11 protein-coding genes are annotated in these 19,084 nt (G+C 49.1%); 7 read left to right on the top strand and 4 right to left on the bottom strand.

Going from position 1 to position 19,084, the window contains the following annotated elements; genetic code table 11:
* Positions 1–60: 60 nt before the first annotated feature.
* Genes AC58QD_RS16165 through AC58QD_RS16155 form a run of 3 tightly spaced genes read left to right on the top strand, consistent with a single transcriptional unit; the run spans position 61 to position 2,803 of the window.
* Entirely contained in the window at positions 61–1,698 is a 1,638-nt protein-coding gene (locus AC58QD_RS16165; RefSeq protein ID WP_497334977.1) for a thiamine pyrophosphate-binding protein, read from the top strand.
* A gap of 29 nt (positions 1,699–1,727) precedes the next feature.
* The gene (locus AC58QD_RS16160) at positions 1,728–2,108 is read left to right on the top strand and encodes a carboxymuconolactone decarboxylase family protein (protein WP_497334975.1); all 381 of its coding nucleotides are present in this window, start codon (positions 1,728–1,730) and stop codon (positions 2,106–2,108) included.
* A 44-nt stretch (positions 2,109–2,152) separates the two neighbouring features.
* The gene (locus AC58QD_RS16155; protein WP_497334973.1) at positions 2,153–2,803 is read left to right on the top strand and encodes a GGDEF domain-containing protein; all 651 of its coding nucleotides are present in this window, start codon (positions 2,153–2,155) and stop codon (positions 2,801–2,803) included.
* 83 nt (positions 2,804–2,886) lie between these two features.
* On the opposite strand, the gene AC58QD_RS16150 is transcribed toward AC58QD_RS16155, so the two are convergent.
* On the bottom strand, positions 2,887–8,514 hold the full coding sequence (locus AC58QD_RS16150; RefSeq protein WP_497334971.1) for an FIMAH domain-containing protein: 5,628 nt from the start codon (positions 8,512–8,514) through the stop codon (positions 2,887–2,889).
* A gap of 201 nt (positions 8,515–8,715) precedes the next feature.
* Here AC58QD_RS16150 and AC58QD_RS16145 point away from each other — a divergent pair, with 201 nt between their 5' ends.
* Positions 8,716–9,630, top strand: a complete 915-nt coding sequence (locus tag AC58QD_RS16145) for a helix-turn-helix domain-containing protein (protein WP_497334969.1) — start codon at positions 8,716–8,718, stop codon at positions 9,628–9,630.
* 170 nt (positions 9,631–9,800) lie between these two features.
* Here the strand turns inward: AC58QD_RS16145 and AC58QD_RS16140 are convergent, their stop codons facing one another.
* Positions 9,801–10,571 carry a DUF975 family protein gene (locus AC58QD_RS16140; RefSeq protein ID WP_497334967.1) on the bottom strand — a complete coding sequence of 257 codons (771 nt, stop codon included), beginning with the start codon at positions 10,569–10,571 and terminating at the stop codon, positions 9,801–9,803.
* Positions 10,572–10,862: 291 nt separating this feature from the next.
* Here AC58QD_RS16140 and AC58QD_RS16135 point away from each other — a divergent pair, with 291 nt between their 5' ends.
* Genes AC58QD_RS16135 through AC58QD_RS16125 form a run of 3 tightly spaced genes read left to right on the top strand, consistent with a single transcriptional unit; the run spans position 10,863 to position 14,601 of the window.
* A complete protein-coding gene (locus AC58QD_RS16135; RefSeq protein WP_497334965.1) occupies positions 10,863–12,659 on the top strand; it encodes an ABC transporter ATP-binding protein in 1,797 nt (598 codons plus the stop codon).
* The gene (locus tag AC58QD_RS16130) at positions 12,640–14,304 is read left to right on the top strand and encodes an ABC transporter ATP-binding protein (RefSeq protein WP_497334963.1); all 1,665 of its coding nucleotides are present in this window, start codon (positions 12,640–12,642) and stop codon (positions 14,302–14,304) included. The genes AC58QD_RS16135 and AC58QD_RS16130 overlap by 20 nt, the downstream gene beginning before the upstream one ends.
* A 15-nt stretch (positions 14,305–14,319) precedes the next feature.
* Positions 14,320–14,601 carry a GyrI-like domain-containing protein gene (locus AC58QD_RS16125; RefSeq protein WP_497334961.1) on the top strand — a complete coding sequence of 94 codons (282 nt, stop codon included), beginning with the start codon at positions 14,320–14,322 and terminating at the stop codon, positions 14,599–14,601.
* Here the strand turns inward: AC58QD_RS16125 and AC58QD_RS16120 are convergent.
* A complete protein-coding gene (locus tag AC58QD_RS16120; protein WP_497334959.1) occupies positions 14,588–17,335 on the bottom strand; it encodes an Ig-like domain-containing protein in 2,748 nt (915 codons plus the stop codon). The genes AC58QD_RS16125 and AC58QD_RS16120 overlap by 14 nt on opposite strands.
* 426 nt (positions 17,336–17,761) lie before the next feature.
* Positions 17,762–19,057 (bottom strand): MFS transporter, encoded by a 1,296-nt coding sequence (locus AC58QD_RS16115; protein WP_497334957.1) that lies wholly within the window; start codon positions 19,055–19,057, stop codon positions 17,762–17,764.
* Positions 19,058–19,084: the final 27 nt, after the last annotated feature.

Genomic DNA, 19,084 nt, shown 5'->3' with positions numbered 1-19,084 from the left:
CAATGCAAATCGGTTTTCGGCATTATCCGAAACGATCTTTTGCTGGGGAGGAGCCGTTCTATGAGGACGAAGGTTTCAACAATAATGGTAGATCATTTTCGAAGCTGGGGAGTAACCGATGTGTTCGGGGTTCCCGGTAAAGCAGTTTGTCCTCTGTTATTCGAACTACAAAATCAAGATGTCAATTTTATATTAAGCAGGCATGAAAGCGGGGCCGGTTTTCAAGCAGCCGGATTTGCCTTAACTCGAAAAACAATTGGTGTAGCGATTGGAACATCCGGTCCCGGAGGAACAAACCTTCTAACCGCGGCCGGACAAGCTAAAGCTTACCATCTGCCTTTGCTCATTATTACAGGGCATCCTCCGATCCAATCAACGGGCAGGGCTCAAGGCCAAGATTCCAGTCCTTTCGGTACGGATTTAGTTAAGATGTTCGAACCGGTTACCTTGTTCAGCGCAAGAGTGGATCGTGCCGAGCTATTCCCCATCTATTTACGTCATGCCATTGAGAAAGCTTGTACGGGAACCAAAGGCCCAGTTCATTTGTGCATTCCGTTCGACGTTTACATGGAAGAAATCGAATCTTTCTATTACCCGTTGCCGACCCATACAGCTCCCGTCATTTCATCGGAGATCGATAAGGTGATTCCACTGTTGGACAGAGCAAAACGACCTGTTCTCTTCGTAGGCAAAGGGGCCGGAATCGCAGATGCCTATGAAGAAGTGCGGACCCTTGCCGAGCATTGGGGTATTCCAGTCATGACCACTCCATGCGGAAAGGGCGCATTTCCTACGAATCATCCGCTTAGTCTCGGAGGCTTCGGATTAGGCGGGACCGAAAAATCCGCCGAGTATCTGAAATCAGGTGTGGACCTTATGGTTGTAGTCGGTTCCAAGCTAAGCGACATGACATTGGCCGGGTATACGCCGGAGATGTATCCTACTCGTCTCATTCATTTTGATTCCGACATCACATTTACAGGGAAATCGATTCCGGTACCAACCCATGTTGTTCTAGGCGACGCGAAATTAAACTTACAAAAGCTGCTAGAGCTTGCGAATGCTTCCCGCAAAGATTATGGAATCACCGCCTCCTCCTTAGCTCCCGTTTCGAACAATGAATTGAAGCTGCTCTCTTCCGCACAAGCTATCCGGACCCTTCGCTCCCAGCTGCCTGAAGAGACTATTCTGTTCGGAGACGACGGAAGCCATACTTTTTTTGCGGTGCGGCATTATGATATTTACGAGCCTGGAACCTTTTATTTTGACGATGTATTCGGAGCAATGGGACATGCGATTGGATATGCGATCGGTGCCAAAGTTGGAAATCCCGGCAGGACGATTGTTTGTTTAACTGGTGATGGCTGCACGATGATGCATGGAGTTGAATTTGCTACAGCGGTCAATCACCGTATTCCCGTGATTTTCGTCGTGCTGAACAATGGGCGATTGGACATGGTGGAAAAAGGGATGTCGATCTTTACAGGCCGCTCTGTCGGCACCATCTACGAAGTTCCATTGGATGTCACTAAATTTGCGGAATCGATGGGAGCAAAAGCCTTTTGTTGTCACAATGAAACGGAAGTCTCGGAAGCGGTGAAGTCCTCCCTGCGGATTGGAGGCCCCGTCGTTATTGAAGTCATCGTCGATCCGCATGAAATTCCACCGATCATGTCAAGAGCATTAACCAGCGCATAATAATAGAATAATAAGGCAGGAGAAGATCGATGAAGACACGTTTTGAGCAAGGAATGGAGACTGTTACAACACTGGCTGGACAAGAGGGAATTCAAAACTCTTTGGAAGGAATCAAAACGTTTTTTCCTGATTTCTACATGGCCATTATCGAGTTTGGGTTCGGGGAAATTTATTCGCGTCCCGGGTTGGATTTGAAGCAAAGGGAGCTGTTGACTTTGTCATCCTTGATTACACAAGGAGCTGAAGGACAACTGCCATTCCATATTAATGCCGCGCTGAATATCGGGTTGACACCTAACGAGATCGTTGAAACGGTGCTGCACTGCACGCCTTATGCTGGATTCCCGCGCGGGTGCGGCGCCTTGGCCGTCGTCGCTAAAGTTTTTCACGAACGGGGTATTACGATTTAAACAGGGTTGTTGGCTTTCATCTTTTTTCAGGGGTTGGAAAAAGCATGAGATATAGAGGTAGACTTATCTTACTTATTATATTGGCAGTGTTAACAACGCTGCTTACGATTAGCGACTATCTCTATGGGAGTAGCTTCATTACCCACACATTAGTCGCCCTCTTCTTTATCCCTGTCTGCTGGTGGATCGGGTTCCAATATGATAAGATTCAATTTTCTTCAGATAAAGATTTTCTTACGGAAGTTCATAACCGTAGGTTTGTTTATAAATCATTTCCCAAATTATGCGCGTTGTCGGATCGAAATCAAAAATGCTTGGGACTGATGGTTCTGGATATCAATGATTTTAAAGCGATAAACGATAAGTTCGGGCATAATAAAGGCGACTTCGTGTTACAGCAGATATCGGCTTTGCTGCTGCAGTTGACCAGAAGGAGCGACGTGGTTGCCCGCTGGGGCGGCGATGAGTTTATTATTATGGCTCCTTTGATCGATACTGCAGGTCTGGAAGCGTTAACGAACCGGATAAAAATGGATTTGATCAAACTTTCCGATTCCCATCATTCGGATATCAGCGTTTCGATCGGAACAGCCGTTTATCCCACGGATGCTGTTACGTTAGAAGAACTCATCGATATCGCGGATAGCAACATGTATAAAATAAAGAAGCAAAAAGAAACATCCCGTTCTACATAGATTGTATTCTGGTAACTTATTCAAAAAAACGGTCTCGGTGCCTATTGGCGCCGGGACCGTTTTTGGAAGTGATGGTGTGCAGTTTACGACCAGAGGTCAATCAAATATTCGGCGTCTGCAGCTAGAACAGCTCTCGCCGCGACCGACACATGCTGCTCCATCGGGCCGTTATTCAAGTGCTTCAGAAAATCGTCAAAGTGTTTGGCAGCCTGCGTCGCAGAACCTTTATCTGCATGATGTCTTGCTTGCTTTAGTGAATTAGATAGCTGCGGAATGAGCGGGCCGCTTACATCTCCCGAACCGATATACCGCTCGAGCAGCGCGTCCATCGAGTCAAGACTGGTTGCGATGGTTACCGTTACGGAAACCGACGCCGTATTGCCTGCTGCATCCTCGGCTTCAACAAGGATGATATGCTCGCCAGGTCGTCCGGCCCAATCGACAACAGCTGTGTCAGCGTAAGTGCCGTTACCGTAAGTCGCATCCGTAATGGTCATTGACTTCCGGACTACTCCAGACAACGGATCGCTAGCCGTTAATGTCAAGGTAATCGGTGTACCGTCCTGCAGCACTGAACCGTCTACTAGCGGCGAGCCGTTAGCTGTTAAAACGAATTGAGGCGCGATACGGTCGATAGGGATGGAGATGGACTTGGTCTGCTCCTGCTGACCTGCTTCGTTCAACGAACGAAATTGCAGTGTATGAGTGCCGCTTTCCGTCAAGGCAGTCGGTCCGTCGTATACCAACCAGCTTGTGCCGCCGTTCAAGCTATACTCCGTTCGCGATGCTGGTTGTGTGTCGCCGTACACGCTAAGAGTCACTGTCGCCCCAGCTCCGGCGTACCAACCGTTAACCTGCTCACCGGCAATGTCAGCTTTCGTTACCGGAAGCTTCAGTTCGGCCGATAGAGGTATCCGCATGGATGCTCCTTGGGCGATATCATACACGAACCCTTTGCTGAAGTCGTTCGCATCGATATATCTGCGGACGAGTGTTATATCTCCGATATCAAGTAAATATCGGCTATTCCCAAGATTTGTGACGCCTTTGATCAGATAGACCGCATTCCGTTCTCCATCGTTTTGAACATACACGGTACGGCCCTTCAACTGGTCTGGAGAAGTTCCTTTCAAATCCAGCTGGGCTGTTATTCCGTTGGACACGGACAGCACTTTGGTGAAATCCTCAACTGTGCCTAGCAGCGCTCCCTCGGATGTCAAAGCGGTATCGCCGATCCGGCTAATCGAAGAGCCGTCGTTCACATACGTGTACACCGTTTGTCCGTATTGCTCCGAGTACAGACCGAAAAATCCGTTGAATGTGATTTTCCCGTCAATGATATAGGTCGCACCAGGGTCCGAGGACTGTATGATATAATCCGTTCTCCCGTTTGCCAATTCTACCTTTACTGCTCGGACGCTGTTATCCACGCTAGTATTCACTATGGCGCCATCCCGCGTCACTTGCGCTTCAGCGATCGAGCTTACATATCGCTCCGCCTTGTACGGCTCGAGCACCGAGGTGAACAAGCTATCTAGATTAGCTCCAGAGCGGTGCGCGATCATGTACCGCAGCTCCGGTGGGTTACCTGGCTTGTTCCTTGGAGGTACTCCATTGGCCAAAGCGATGCTGTCCACCTGTCCTAGCATGGTCAGCCTGAGATGTACGTCCGTAGCCGCACGCGCTCCTTTGCCAAAGACATTCCAGGTGTCTTTCACGTTCCAGTCGATGCTGAATGCATTCGAAGGATTCTCATCCTTCTCCACATCTTTCAACCAATGGAACCCGCTGCCCATGTAACCTGCTCCCTCCACATCATCCGCGCGTTGTCCGAAGGGAACATTCGGTCCTGCATATGTGCCGGTAGGCTGTGCTGTCATCGCAAGCCCTTCCGTTGCGACCGAACCTTCGGCGCTGTGGAAGCTGAAATGATGATCCGAGCCTCCCTTGACTCGGAAGAAATCTACGGAATATGAATGCTCGTCGTCGACGCGGATCATCGCTGTTGTTCTACGATAAGTCTGAGTCTGTGAATAAACTTTTGGTGCTTCAACATCAATCAGCTTCACTTGATCCGTATCGTCAAAATGCTTCGGTGTGCCCACATATTGAGCCGTTTGCTTGCGCTTGTCGACAACGACCGTGTTATGGCTCACCGTATTGTGCACCCATTGGGCGCGGTGCATATCGACGTTATCCGCGAACTCCGGATAACCAAGATCCGGCGCCAAATCAAGGCCGTAAGCGTGAAGCCCGAGGTTCAGCGTGTCACGATGGCCGTGTCCGGAGCTGCGGCCGTAGTATAGCCACGCATCGCGCAGCGTATTTTGCTGGGCGTCAGCGCTTGCGGCTTCCTCCGGCGTCAGCAGCTGCAGCTCGGTTACCCCCATTTTGTAGTTGGTGGCAGATGGGCCGCGTCCGTTATTGTCGAATGTGATCGTGTGTGAGCCTGCTGCCAGATTCATTACCTTCAGCAGCTCGAGCTCTTTGTTCGTTCCGAAAAAGTCGACTTCCTTCACGAATTCTCCGTCTATCGATACACGATAAATACCATAGGAGCTCGCTCGGAACGGCTTCAAGCGAACATGGTATGTACCTGCCGCTGGCACGTCGAACCGGAAGCCGATGCTGTGCCCTGCCGTAGTTGCTTCCAGTTGGACTGTTGCTGTAGATGCATACGTGTTGTATACAGTCGTAGCTCCCGTCACTTCCATCTGTGGAAAGCCGTAGCTGATGCCATATTTTCGTTTCTCATTCTCCCCGTCACGCAGAGCCGTGAAGCCATAGCCCGTCAAGTTGACGCTGGACAAATCAAGCGGTCCGTGTTCGTTAACGGCGTCCTCGATGCGTTCCGCCACGCTGTCCGGATCCGCTGAGAAGATGTCGCTATGAATCCCGTCTGCGCTGTTGTTGTTCAGAAAATGAGCCATTTGCGCAAAGATCGGATCCCCGTAAACTTCAAATGCCTTGATCATTTGGGCGGCGTCCAGTCCCGTTCGACTCGGGTTGCCCGTGCTGTCAGAATCTCCAATCGAAGGCACATAGCTCTCGGACAGGAAAAGCGGATAAGCCGAATGGAACATTTTTTGCAGCTTTACATTCTGGTACAGATCGGCCTGCGGATATTTGTCATAGCCGTACAGCACATCTGCCACTTGCAGAAAATTGCCGAGCCACAATCGGTTGTATCCCGGCGCCGATTCGTTGCCGTTTCCGTCACGATCGACATCATTCACGAGCGAGATCAACATATTCCCGCCGGTAACCCGCCAAGGATTTTGGACTAGTCCGCCAGTTTGGTTGTTGAAATCGAGCCATTCCTTCGTATCCGGGAATGTGTCGTATACGACCGCCGCCATAGCGAGCGTGCTTTGATGCATGCCGACATTACCGCGGATTTGGCTTTTTTGCACGCCCGGGAATACTTGCTTCACAATGCCTTGCTCTGAGTTGCGGCGCAGGCCTGTTCCCGAGTCCTTCCAGGACAGCTTATGCTCCTGTCCTTTTCCGCTTAAGAATGTGACTACTTCGGGATCGTCCATTGCAGGGTAAAAGGCATCATAGGCGCTTACGAAGTCTTCCACAAGCGACGTTTCCCATATGGAACCGACCGCTTTACCAGTCCCGGTTCCTTGGGCAGATTGCAAGTAAATCGTCGGATCATAGGCCGAAGCGTCCAAGCTCGGGTATATATCAGCGATCCGGTCAAGCAGCACGATTCCGGCACGAGCGTATTTCATGTCGCCGGTATAAACGTACGCATCCTTCAAGCTGCGCACCGCTCTTTGAATAATGCCGTTGCTGTACCATAGATGCCAGTGCACGTAATAAGAAATGAACGTGTATCGGTTCCCGTTCTCATCCACCCAGCCATATCCGTCATCGACGCCCCACGTAGGGCCTTTCTCCGGATATAGCGTATTGACGAGCAAGCTTCGATCGGCCAATTCGGGACGGAATAAACCGTGTTCGTCCTTTCCACTCTCGTAATAAGCGCCGAAATCGTTAGTCGGGAACTTGTAGCCGCTAGACGGATCCGTTAATTTCCATGGCTCCGCAGTATGATCGGCCAAGTAAGGATAGTTACCGAACTTGTCAATTTCCCTGCCGGTTACAGGACTGCCGAGCACCTGATTGACGCCGTAGCTGCGAGGCAAGCTCTGAGGAGGGACGAGATTCCACAAATACTCGTAGCCGAGCCCGACATAATAATCGCCGGCGGCTGATGCGGAATCACGAATGCTTGTCGCCCAAGCGAACTGCTCTGCATTGTCTCTTGCATTCGTCAGCTTGGAAGGTGTATAGATTGTGCTTCTCGTTTTATCGTTTGTCAGCTCGATCACTGTAACGGCGGCGCTGTCAGTAACTGTTGATGAACCTAATGTTACGGTTGCCGTAAGCTCCGCCGTACCGGTCTGCAGCCCTTTGAGGTTCCCATTGGCGTCAATATTCACCGTTCCCGGATTGTTGCTCGAGTATACAATCTCCGCAAGCTTCAGATCGGCTTCCGTCCCATCATCGAACTTGCCTGTGACGACTGCCTCCGAATATTGGCTCACGGTAAGGACGGACGGCTGCAGCTTCAACTCAACCAATGCCAATGTTTTTGGTGTAACTACCACGGTGTAAGTACCCTCCACTGTTGTTCCATTGAATGTAACGGATACATGCACTAATGTCTGACCAACCTGCACGCCAGTAACAATTCCGCCGGTCGATACAGTCGCAATGGCAGGATTGTTCACAGCGTACACAGCAGAAGCATGTGACAAATCGGCGGGTGACCCATCCGTCAGTTTCCCGCTCAGTACGATAGCCGCAGTCCCACCGACATAAAGCTCCTGCGGGTTCAAGCTGACTATCACCTCTGCCAGTTGCTGGTTCGTTACGGTAACAGTCGATGTTACCGATGCCGTGCCCTGATCCGAAGCTACTGTAGTCGTGATCGCGGCAGTGCCCTCTCCAATACCGGCAATAACACCGCTAGCACTTACTGTAGCAATCGAGGTGTTATCACTCGTGTAGCTGGTCGTCATGCCGGTTACAGCCGTACCGTCAGACATCCCGACTGTCGTTCGCATTTGGGTCGTTTCATTCAGCTGCAGCAATGATTTGGTTGGACTCGCGGATAGCTGAACCACTGCAGGACCCCGCATCGGGGTCATGATCAGCTCGCTTGCATACATCGAGTAATTGTTACCTGCCGTTGCGAGCGGATTGCGCCCGATAGCTTTGAAGGTGAGAACATGATTCCCTTCCGTTAGTTCCAATGTTTTCATTGGGGTCGTAGGGCCGAACTTGCTCCCTGGATCATAGAAGTCGTACGTGCCTATTCGCTGTCCATCGACTGCAAGCTCCCCAATACCTGCACTAAAGTACAAATAGCCTTTAAACGAAAGCAAATAATGTCCGGATCTAGGTACGACAAATTGGAAAGAACGAGATTCCCCGATGGCCTTGGCGGAAATAGCCGCACCGTAAGCTTTGTTTCGGGTCGTAACGGGTGTCTGTGTCAAATTCCCTAGCGCGACCAGGGTGCCGCTTCCTGTAAACGCATTCAAAAAGTCGTAACGGATCGGATCAGCGCTTTCTGTTGCTCCGAAGACAGCTGGGGGCAATAACCCGAACAACAAAAAGGGAATCAAAAGAATGGCCGCTGCTTGACGCAGCCGCTTTCGCTTTTCAGCCTTGCCTGTTTCCAATTTCATCATTTCACTCCTCCATCATATAAATGCAAGAGGCGCACCTTGCGTACGCCTGCAACTAGTATAATGAATGGAACCGGTTTGGAACAGGGACATTTTTGACTTCATTTTGGACAAAAAGCACCAATTATTGGACAAGCAACCACTCAACTGTTAAAAACCATGATAAAATAATCGTATCCGACCCTATGCCGAGGAGGGAGATTGATGACCGACAATAACAATGACAACCCCTTGTTATCTTATCGATCTACGATCTACATGCCAGATATGGATTGTGCCTTTCGTGTTTATCAAACACATTGGCGAGTCACGAAGTCTTATTGGTCGAGGCCGCTGCACGATCATCCGATATTTGAACTGAACATCGTGTTGGACGGCGTTCAGGATGTGCTGATTGGCGATACGGAATATGAAATGCAAGCGGGTGACGTGTTGTTGATTCAGCCAGGCGTTCCCCACCGCGTTGTAGGTACGCGTGGAAATGACGTCACGTACTTCGCCATCCATTTCGACGTTGAAGATTACATGTTCCGTTCCCTCCTTAGCCTGTACCGATGCGGATTACATCGCCGCGATTCAGAGACTGAGCTGGAAATCCGCAAACCGCTTCACGATTTGATTGAATTGCTGAAGGCTTATAGGACTCGCGATTTGTCCCAGCCTGCTCTTCGGATGAAGCTTATGTCTCATGTTTTCGCGCTGTTTGCATCATTGGGCAGCGTGCAGCAGTCAGATGGCCCGCCAAAAGACGTCAACCAGGTTGTATACCGGATGGCGGAGCATATCGATAACATATCGAAGGCCGGCTTCGATGATGCAGCCACTGCCTCTCTGGACACGGGCATCGCTCATCTTGCCGAGAAGTTAGGATACAGCCGTTCTTATTTATGCCGTGTGTTCCGTAAAGTATTCGGAGTTTCTCCTCGCAAATATTTGTCGAATTCGACTCTGCATCACGCCCGTTTGGAGCTGCTTAACCCGAATCAGTCGATGGAGCAAATCGCCGAGAAGCTGGGATTTCAGGACGGCGCGCATTTCAGCAAGCAATTCAAGCGCTGGACCGGGGCGTCCCCTACCGAGTACCGGCATATTCAGCAGAACCAGTTTCATTCCGGCTGAGTAAGAACACTTGGACGATGGCCAGGTCTTTAATGTTACACAGTGATGTTCCAAATGCGGCGGTTTTGCATTTCTCGATTATAAATCCAAATTAACAAAGGACTGTCCGGTTCCGGACAGTCCTTTGCGCATGCGTCATTATTAGAATAAGTCAGATGTCACCATACACCTCACACAAGGTCCGGCAAGCCCAGCTCGGCTCTACTGCACAGCCCTTCGTCCAACGCTTCCTGACGGATTGCCAAGTACAGCTCCGCTTTGGTGGCGTTGATGTAAGGCAAGACGAATAATACCCCCACAAGGAAAGCTATAGTTCCAAGTAAATACCAGCCAATGAAGGAAAGGTCTAACACGAATATCCGCCACTTGTGCCCGCGGGTCATTCGATTGCTGAGCTCCACCGCCCGGCTGGAACCAATATTAGCATTGTCAGCCAGAATATAAGGCACCATGCTGTACGCATACATCTTCACGAATCCCGGTATGATGAGCAGTAGGAACCATAAAAAATTGAGAAACCCGCTCCAGAACATCGCTTTGACAACCGCCATATACTTCCCTTTTGCAAAAGCATAGCCCAGATAATTCATGTTCGCATCGTCTTGCGCAGCCTGTTTGAAATATTGTCTGACTCCAACGATCAGAGGGTTGCAAAGAAACACTCGGAACGCTATTGCAGCCAATACAGCCAGAACTGCAATAATAATGATGATGATAAGGACTACAAGAAAGGCACCGTCCAAATCTCCGAATCCATCCGAAACGCCGGACCAAGTCGTCGATCCTCCATCATTTCTCCCGCCTCCAAAGCCGGAGTTGAAGGAACAGCTAGGAATCCCCCCTGTAATAAAGGCAAGCAGCAGACTAACTAGAAATGCTTTCCAATACGTCGTTCTCAGGACATTTTTGGCCCTGTGCTTCAATTCACTGCGAGTCCACATCCGCTCACCGATCCCTCTTCGTTATGTATATATTTACCTCATATGGTAGCACAGATCATTATATTTGCGGATTATTTCTTTTATTCCCGTAAGCTTTATGTTATCGATTAATGAGAAATTGCGAATGAGTGAGATAGAAGAAGATACCATTTTCTGAAAATGCCCGGAAGCTTAGCCCTTAACAAGAAGTGCATGATGCTCCAAAAAAGCGAACACTTGTTTTTACTGTTTGACCCTCCTTTGGACAAGCTGATACGATGATGGCGTTTCTAACATTTGGGAGTGTGTCCATTGATCAAATTTCCAGATTGGCTCGTATTCTTCATAAAACAATTATCCAGTAATAAGGGAACCCTGCTTCTTATCTCTTTATTGACGATCGTAATCATCGTTACCAGCGCCGCCGCCCCCATATACATCGGGCGAATAGTGGATGAAGTTACACATAGCAATGGTGACGAACTGTTCTCTTACGCCATCCAGCTTGCAGCGATTTATCTATGTACGCATATATTCATCACTGCTCGAAGCTATATTTCGGCCAGAGCTATGCAAAGTCTGACTTACCGATTATCACGCGATACTTTGGCTGCTGTATTCCGTACCTCTGCATCCTTCTTCAACAAAACTCCAAGAGGCGAATTATTACAAAGAATTATTCAGGATACTCGTATGATTCAGCAATTCGGCTTAGTCACACTGCCATCCCTTGTACAGGCATCCTTACTCGGATGTACAGCAATTGTAGTGATAAGTCGAATCTACTGGCCAGTGGCCGTAATGGTTGTGATCACTTATGTGGTTCTATTTATTCCGGTTCATATTTTTGGCAAAAAGCGCGGTGACGTGCGTCATCGCCTTATTCGTCACAATGCAGCCCTGCGCCAGAGTCTATTGGAGAAACTCGAGAGCTGTAAACAGACCAAAATTTACGGGACCGAACAACAAGAGTATGAGCAATTCTCCAAAGAGCAGAAGAAATGGGCAGAGCTTACGTTCCAGGAGAACATCCTGACCGATGCTTTCAAAGGCTTCCCGCGCATTCCGGACTCTCTGGCTCCGGCACTCGTATTCCTGTTCGTTGGATGGCAGGTCTCAGCAGGCCGATCCACGATTGGCGAGCTTATGACTGTCATCGCCTTCATCCCGGCTATTAATAATCCTGTTCGGTTGTTCTTCATGCTCTACGTAACTTTCGCAGATATTCAAATTCGGATTCGAGGCATTATGGAATATATGCAGCTTCCCGAAGAGCCAGGGAGAAACAGAGGGTTATTACATCCACTGGATCTCAAGAATAATCCGATTCATTTTCGCAATGTATGCGTCGAGGGTGATCATGGCTTGCTGCTTAAAAATTTATCCTTTTCCATTGAGCCAGGGGAACATGTCTCCATAGTAGGCCATAGCGGATCAGGTAAAAGCACGCTGCTTAAGCTGCTAACTCGTCTGCAGGAACCTTCCGCCGGAACTATTGTGATCGGAACAACTCCATTGAGCGAGTGGGATGCTGCTTATTTGCGTAAGCGTATGGGGTATATGACACAGGAAGGCTACTTGTTCAACACGAGTCTGTTGAGAAATCTGACTTATTTACAGCCTGACGCGGACCAAGGGGATATTGACTATTGGATGGATGCTCTCGGTGCTTCAGACATGATAAAGACACTGCCAAAAGGGTATGACTCGGTTCTAGGAGACAGAGGCTCCGTTCTGTCGGGAGGACAGCGTCAGTTAGTCGGATTAGCGCGCACGATGCTTAAGCGTCCAGACTGCCTGCTGTTAGACGAAGCAACCGCATCCTTAGATCAAGCCAGTGAAGCCATTGTCTATGAAGCTCTGAACAAATACGCTAAGTCAGAAGCTCTGACCCGCATTATCGTAACTCATCGACTCCAAGCAGCCGCTCATGCAGACCGCATTCTTGTCTTACATAATGGCGAGTTAGTGGAACAAGGAACACATGAAGCCTTGCTCACCCACTCCTCCGGTGTATATTCCCGGCTATGGCACAGTCAGTTGCATGAGCGAACCAACGACTCGGATGTACAAAGGGAGGACAACACCGTTGCCAGCGCCGTCGTATAATCGAAAAGCTGTATTGGCTTATCTCAGGAAGCTAGCTCACCCGTATCGTACAAATATGGTATGGACTGCTTGCTTGATTCTCACAGGAACAATAGCTTTTATGACTCCGCCCCTCATGACTAAATACATTCTGGAACAGGTTCTGCCTCAGCAGGATTTGGGGTTGCTCGTAGTCGTGTGTCTGTGTACCGTTATCGTACCGATCATTGGCAGTGCCGTTATTCTAGTGGAAACGTATCTTATGCGGTTTGCCTTATATATTGGCGGACAAGGTCGAGCAGACTTATTCAATGGCATCCAGCATCAATCATTAAGTTGGATGCAGCGACAGCGATCAGGAGACCTAATTACTCGGACTCTTGATGATTCTGAGGAAATCATTGCTTTTGTGGACAGTAAAATATGGTGGATGCTATGGCTTATTATTACAATCACGATCGGTTCTATAGTTCTGCTCACCTTGCACACCGGTCTTGCTCTGCTCCTCCTTGGCTTGTGGGCAGCTCATGCGGTACTGATCTCCCTGCTTGGCCGCCGTGTGAAACAACGGGCTGCGGAATCGGCACGGCAAGCTTCACATGTTACAGAAACAATCCGCGAGGTGCTCACAGCAGCACCGTTCATCAAGGCTTCGGGACAAGAACGCCGTGCCCTTGAGACCGTTGACTCCGTTCTGCACAACGATTGGAATGTAACCCGCAAAGGCATACAGACCAACCATCTGGTCGAGTTCTTTAATACCTGGTTAGGCTCATGTTTTCTTGTTGTGCTTTATTGGGTTGGGGGTCATTCGGTAGCCGATAAGCAGATGACCATTGGAGCCTTGATCGCTTTTCTGGCCGTCTATAATTGGCTGCAACCATTTGGAATCGCCCTCTTCGAAACTTATTTTGCTTCCAAGAAAGTTGCTCCGGCAGTAGAACGTATTGCAGAAGTCGCCTTCTCCGTTCCGGCTAAGTCAGGTATCATCCCTTCAATCCGATCTATGGACATTGAAGCAGAAGATTTATCCTTTAAGCATGACGGGAACTCCATTCTGGAGAAAGTAAGCTTTCATATTGCAGCAGGCTCGGTTGTGTCGGTGATCGGCTCACGAGGGTCAGGGAAATCCAGCTTGACGGAGCTGTTATTAGGCCTGCGGCAGCCTTCCTCAGGAACTTTAACTATCGGCGGCGTTCCTCTCGACCAGATCGATGAAGGCTGGCTGCGCAGGCAATTCCTCGGTATTACGCAAGAGGTTATGCTGCGAAACGGGACGATTCTGGATAATATATTGTATGGCAGCGACAATACGGATACCGATGCGGTAGAGAAGGCAATCCGCCACGCTGAGCTGACAGATTGGATCGCACAGCTGCCCGATGGACTGCACACGCAGGTTGGCGAACAGGGACTTATCCTGTCAGGCGGAGAACGGCAGCGAATCAGTATCGCAAGAGCCCTGCTTCGCAAGCCCTCCATCCTCATACTGGATGAAGCTACTTCAGCCCTGGATATGCGGACGGAGCAAAGACTGCTGACCCATCTCACCGAGCAGCTTAAAGGGACAACCCTCATCTTCATTACCCATCGCATGGCTGTGACGAGATTGTCCGATCAGATCCTGCAGCTGCAGGATGGTCGAATAATGGCAAGATCCGCTTAAATCAACTGACCGTATTTGGCAGGGAATACGAAAAAAGACCTGGACGACCTTCGCCAACTTTTATTTGAGACATACAAAGAAGGCCCAAGTGTGCAGATGCTGCACATTGGACCTTACTCCACCGAGCCGGAAACTTTGGACAAACTCCACAGCTTCATGAAACAACATAGTTGGATTCAGAGCGGACTGCATCATGAAATCTATATATCCGATCCACGAAAGGTCGAGCCTTTTGCGATGAAGACCATCTTGCGATTACCTGTTCGGCAGCTAGTCTCTGCTTCTACTGATAGGTAATCTCTAGAATCGGCCGGTAACTCACCGTACTGTTCTCTGATGAAGAGATGTTGAGTGCCGTGTTCTGGTTGTTGATGAAGAACAGAATGCCGTGATTGGTCGAGGGATTCGTGATCCATCCCTGTACGATAGACGGGTCTAAGGCGAACTGCTTGGTCTGGATTCCGGTAGCGGTGAAGCCTGTTACCGTGAAGGTCGGACTGCTGAGATAATCAGTACCGCTGCCCTTGATTCCTGCCGTATTCCACAACAAGGAAGTATCTCTGTTCTGCCAGCCCAAGGTAGGAGCCGCCGGGTTCCAGGCTGTATTCAAATAGCGGCCCTCGAGGGTGAAGCCGGCTTTCCATGTATCGAAGCGCAGTGTAACTTTGGCAGAAGTGATCGTTTTGCCCACCGGAATCGTAATGCCGTCAAAACGCAGCAAACTGCGGATCTCATAAGGAGTTGCTTGTTGCGTTTGATCGAAGACTTTCATATCACCAGTAGTATCCCGTGATCCGTTGCCTCCACCTTGTGATGTAATGAAGACATCCTTCGTTCCCGTATAAGAGCTCACACCCTGTTGGAAGGTAACCGTTACTGGTGTCACACCGTTCGAAACCGTAACACTTACTGCTGATGAAGTCGTAGTGTTACCGGCTGCATCCCGGGCGATCGCGCGGAACGTATGGGTTCCGTTAGTCAGCGTGTTCGTGTTAAAAGATAAGGAGTAAGGGGAACCCGTATCCTCTGTTCCCGTATTCCCTCCGTCTACCTGAAACTGAACACCCGCCACACCTACATTATCTGCAGCATTTGCCGACAAAGTAATCGTCCCGTTAACTGTAGCGCCTCCCGTAGGGGCAGTCATGGATACGGTCGGAGGTGTCGTATCGGTAGAGCCTCCTCCTGAGAGCACTTGACCAGCCAACCAACTGAAGTTACCAGTTACTCGATGCTCCCAGCCCCATTTTCTCCATGGGCTTACTCGATAAGCAGTCTTCCCCGCCGGCGGGCCTGTCGGACGAATCCAGTAATTCACCCCTATATCATACCCGGCATACAGATCGGAAGCCGCAGTTTTAAGTGCAGCGTCTGGTGAGCCGCCTGTAAGTTGGTTGAAATATTCAGCCCACAGGATGGCATTCGCTACATCCAGGTTATGTTCTATCGTAGTTCCTCCATACGGATTGCTTGAGCTGCCTCTCTCGCCGCTAATAGCATCTGTAGTGCCATCGTACTTCATCATATAGTCCGGATATCGCAGTGTACCGGTATAAGTGTCATACATATGGTAAGCATCCGACTTGGAAGCAACTTTCAGGAAGTTCCCTACTCGTTTAATAAACCCTGCAATCGTAGAATCATCCGAAAGTGCATAAGCCCGCACCATGGCATCGACCGTAAGTACGGTCATCCAAGACGATGCCACCAGATCACCGCTCACTCCATCACCGTGCTGACTGCCGTAATGATACAGCCCTCCATCCACTCGACCCGCCGGAAGCACTCCGCCAGCCCCGTTCTGATGCCAGATGAAGTCACCCGACTGGGAAATAATATTGGCTTTGTAAGTACTGTTGCCCGTTACCTCATAAGCGATAATGTTGGAGAGTAGACGTAACGCAGTGTGACGTTCGGTCCAAGTTGCAAGGCCAGTCGCCCAGCGTGTCGGTTCATCATTCGTCTCATGCGCTTGCACAACTAGCGGAATGTATGTGAGCGCATCATTATCTCCTGTCAGCCAGTGCGAATAAGCGAGCGGTTCATTGTAGCTGTACATCGCACCATTCCCGCCCGGCCATCCAGACGGATCAGGATTTTTCAGCTTGAATAATCCTATAGCTCTTGCCGGTGTTATGGAGGCGTCATAAAGCTGTGTTTTATAGAAATCCGTACTCCTTACGGCTTCCCGCAGCGCTTTGAAAGATCCCGTTCGCAAATACAGCATATACATGGTGGAGGAACGGTCATACAGCCAAGGCTCACTATCTGTTTTATAAGGATTCTGATTGGGTGCAGTGACTAACGGATCATCTTCATTAATAATAGAGAAGAAATTATTCTTGAAGGCATGCTCCGCTTCGGTATATCCAGGCCAATGTTCAGTAGCATCCATCGTGGTTGGATTTGACCGAGTCAACGGGACACTACTATCAAGCGGGTTCATCCGGCTAAGTGAAATTCCACTCTTGGTCAAATGAGCAGGCGGAAGCACCGCATATACATCGGGTTCATATACGTTATTCGCAGATACAAACGTTCCCGAAGTGACTTGATGCCATGCGGTGCGTGGGTTGACGAATGTAGATATGTTCAGTGTTCTTGCCGTGCTTCCCCACTGTACCGTGATGGTTTCATAATTCGGATAGCTCACGCCAAACGTATTGTTAATTTGAATCCGGGCAATCCGAACGGATTGACCGTCTATTCCGGTGTTGCTTATGTGTCTCCACGGTGTTTGCTGTTCTACATAAGCAGGAATTTCCACACCATTTTTTAATACGCGAATTTTGTTCAGATTCGCAGCGGTTACCGAGCCTCTTGGGAAAGGAACACCAAACGTCACTAGCTTAGAGACCCCTGTAGAAACACCTTCCGTCGGATGAAGGTTCACTTGAATACTGCCGGATGTTTCCGCAGGAGACATAAGGGATACAACAGCTGCGCTTGCGGGTGAAGGGAGCATCGGAATCAGGGCGGCCAACAACATCAAACTGAACAAGATGGCCAATAAACGCTTCGTTCGGATCATAAATCTCACCTCTCTAGGAATGAATGGGTGTATCAACTACCGTGTGCAATCACGTGGTGTAGTGGACTGTACTCACCCCCTAGTAACCGCTTTCAAAATCAATTGTAGTACGGAACTGCCATGACCTAATATTTCCAATATTTTCGATTTATCACGCTATTATCATTTACATGAAAAATAGTGAAGATGTGAACAAATGGGATATAGCTTCCTAATTAATCGGGCAGTTTATTTTTCGAAAAGTGTATGAATATGTAACGGTTGATGGGATTAAGGAAAGCTGTATTTTGAAATGGCAAAAAAGCTGCCTGTTACGGATGAGGAAATCAGACTACCCCCCATTCCACTGGCAGCTATTATATAGCTTAGGAAACAAAATTACTTAAATGCAGGGCAAAAAGCGGTGTACATTGGAGTAGGATAAAGTCAGGTTTTTTCACTAAAGATTCGAAAGGAGACCGTCAGAGAAGCTGTTAACATGATGATTCCAATCCCCACAATTAGGCCATACTCCTGAAACCATAGAGGCCATGTTTTCACATAATCAAACAGGAGTCCCCCGATCAAGGGTCCGAAGAAGCCGAATAAACCTGTCAAGGACGCGTAGACCGAGAAGTAGATGGGACGATCCTTATCGGGTGTATCGCTGATAACGAAATTGAACACAAGAAGTCCGAAGCCTGCCATGCTTATACCAAGACAAGTGTACACCACAATCAGCATAAAGGTGGCGGGTACAAAGGCTTGAATGCCCCACAATATAATGGATACGGCATTGAGCGGAAACACCCACAAAAGAAGCTTACGGTTGCTCCACCTAATGTTTAATTTGCCCCAGACCACATAAGCCACAATCGACACAACAGCGAGCAGCGTATTCGAAATTCCGATCCATTCATAGCTCATGTTCATGATATCCAGCATCACGTAACTGAACAGTGATATAGTACTGCCCTGCGCCATAATCCAGAACGACACGAAAAGAATCGATTTAATAAAACCGGAATCTCGGAACGGCTTGTATAAGTATTTGATCGATAACCCATTCTCTGAAGGGGTATGCGGGATTTTGGGGTATCTCCCGATCGTAATCATGTTAATTAAAGCCACAGCAGTTCCTATGATATAGAGCGCAGCAAATCCTGTAGACTCTGACACCCGATCAAGGCCCCAGCCTGTAGCGAACAAAGTAATGGCTGCCGCTACACCCGTTAAAGTGAACCGGATCGCGAAGTACCTCGCGCGTGTCTCGGTGGGCACCATATCTGCAAGCAAGGTCGTAAACGGAGCAGACGACAAGGAGCCGAAGAAGCAGAGCGTCAGAAAAAATATAATGAATAGCGGTATCCACCACTCACTTGGCGCAATAAAAGGAATCAACCCGCAAGCACATAGGAAAATACGATGAAACAAGACCGTCACGAAGACGATCTGGTAACGATTCGTATATTTCTCCATCAGGAACGCGGATACAATAACCAGTATCGCATTCATAAGCAGAGGAAGCGCAGTAATAAATCCGATCTGACCCGCACTCGCGCCCAGATACAATAAGTATCCCGTCAAGTAAGGCCCCACAATCAAATTACCTAAGATCGTGGAAGTTACCGCTTCGTAGTGCCCATTTCGCATGGCTTGGCGGAGAACTGGCTTGCGTTCTGCCCCCGATGCTTGCAATTGCCCTCGTTGCCCTTCTATTGATTGGGTACAGGACTCATCCATGTGTATACCTTCCGTTTCTGCCCCTAC

It is taken from the genome of Paenibacillus sp. J2R1T-4 (assembly GCF_059692235.1).
This window is presented reverse-complemented; position numbering and strand designations above follow the sequence as displayed.

Excerpts from the sequence above, each read along its gene's own strand:
- AC58QD_RS16140 (WP_497334967.1), bottom strand. The coding sequence starts at position 10,571 with ATGTGGACTCGCAGTGAATTGAAGCACAGGGCCAAAAATGTCCTGAGA.
- AC58QD_RS16150 (WP_497334971.1), bottom strand. The coding sequence starts at position 8,514 with ATGATGAAATTGGAAACAGGCAAGGCTGAAAAGCGAAAGCGGCTGCGT.
- AC58QD_RS16155 (WP_497334973.1), top strand. The coding sequence starts at position 2,153 with ATGAGATATAGAGGTAGACTTATCTTACTTATTATATTGGCAGTGTTA.
- AC58QD_RS16165 (WP_497334977.1), top strand. The coding sequence starts at position 61 with ATGAGGACGAAGGTTTCAACAATAATGGTAGATCATTTTCGAAGCTGG.
- AC58QD_RS16145 (WP_497334969.1), top strand. The coding sequence starts at position 8,716 with ATGACCGACAATAACAATGACAACCCCTTGTTATCTTATCGATCTACG.
- AC58QD_RS16120 (WP_497334959.1), bottom strand. The coding sequence starts at position 17,335 with ATGATCCGAACGAAGCGTTTATTGGCCATCTTGTTCAGTTTGATGTTG.
- AC58QD_RS16160 (WP_497334975.1), top strand. The coding sequence starts at position 1,728 with ATGAAGACACGTTTTGAGCAAGGAATGGAGACTGTTACAACACTGGCT.
- AC58QD_RS16115 (WP_497334957.1), bottom strand. The coding sequence starts at position 19,057 with ATGGATGAGTCCTGTACCCAATCAATAGAAGGGCAACGAGGGCAATTG.